The organism is Serratia sp. 14-2641, from assembly GCF_001692375.1.
Classification (GTDB): Bacteria; Pseudomonadota; Gammaproteobacteria; order Enterobacterales; family Enterobacteriaceae; genus Chania; species Chania fonticola_C.
In genome coordinates, this window is the sequence record NZ_LXKR01000097.1 from 1 (window position 1) to 1,219 (window position 1,219).

Annotated in this window: 1 protein-coding gene and 1 pseudogene; both read right to left on the reverse strand. The window is 58.3% G+C overall.

The annotated features are described in order from the left end of the window. Positions 1–991 (reverse strand): amidohydrolase family protein (locus A6U95_RS31335; RefSeq protein WP_198927332.1); only part of this gene is annotated, 991 nt, incomplete at its 3' end. 104 nt (positions 992–1,095) lie between these two features. After that, a pseudogene (locus A6U95_RS30255) lies at positions 1,096–1,219 on the reverse strand (IS6 family transposase); the annotation flags it as partial.

Below are 1,219 nucleotides of genomic sequence, written 5' to 3' on the forward strand. Positions count from 1 at the left end.
CCCGGACTCGCACTTCATCGGGACTGTCGGCGACCAGGGCGCCGCCGATCTGCTCCATGCGGGAGAGGTGACCACCAATGGTGCGGGGCAGTTCCGAAAGCTGGCGGAAATCGCCATGCCCGCTGGTGATGGTAATCATCGCCCCGGACGGATAGATGCGCGGGCCGGGAACCGTGCCATCGTCGATGGCTTGCTTCAGGCCGAAGGCGGGGCCGCCAACGTCGCGGACGGTGGTGAACCCGCGCATCAGCGTATCGGTGGCCTCGACGCCTGCGGTAATATTGTTGTAGCCGACATCGCCAACGATGCTCTGCGCCGGGGTTGGACGGATAAGCATCGTGTGCCAGTGGGCATCGATCAGCCCCGGCATCAGAGTGCGCCCGCCGCCATCAATGATCACTGTTCCCACGTTAGGCGTGATGCTGTCGGTAGAAATGAGCTGGATGATATTGTCGATGACCAGCACGTTCATCGGCTCCGACAATGGACTGCCGGACCCGTCGAAAATGCGGACGTTCTGGAACAGAGTGGACCCTAATTGGCCCATCGCATCGACGGGGGACAGAGCTGAAAATTCGGGCAACTGGTCCAGCATGAATACTTCGGAATTGCTCGATGCCTCGACACGGACGCCTTTCACCCAGTGAGCCAGTTCACCGCTGATCGTCGCGGTGAATTCTTCGAGGCTCATCGTCGTCATCGAGCCCTCGGGAGGGCTGGCCGCGATGAAGTCGTAGGCCTGGATGCCGTCTGCCGGTGGTGTCACATATTGGTGGGCACTCAGCGCGGGATCGTTCCAGCCTCCGGAATTGACCATTCCGGAGGCTGTGACGCTGAGTATTCGGGAGCCGCTGGCGTCGTCCGGCTCGATGGCCGCAGTAACGGTTTTGATACTGAAAACTTTGCCGAGTTCGCCTTTGGGGGCGTCCTGGGCTGCCGCCGATAACGTCAACAATGTTGATGCGAAAAGTACCGCACTAAGGATCTTCATATCGTACTCCAATAATTGACGTGCTGCCTATGCTGGCCACCGCACGTTTACAGGCTTTGTCGCATTAGCGTAGCCCAGTCAGCAAAAGTTGCGCTGCAAGTTTTTTAGGCAGCCAACAGATAAAATTGTTCTACCAGTGACAATCCGTCGCTAACTGGATGATGAAGCAGTCCCTTGCGTATCATCTGTCCCAGCTTAATACCTGCCAACAGGGTCTGGGCTCGTCGA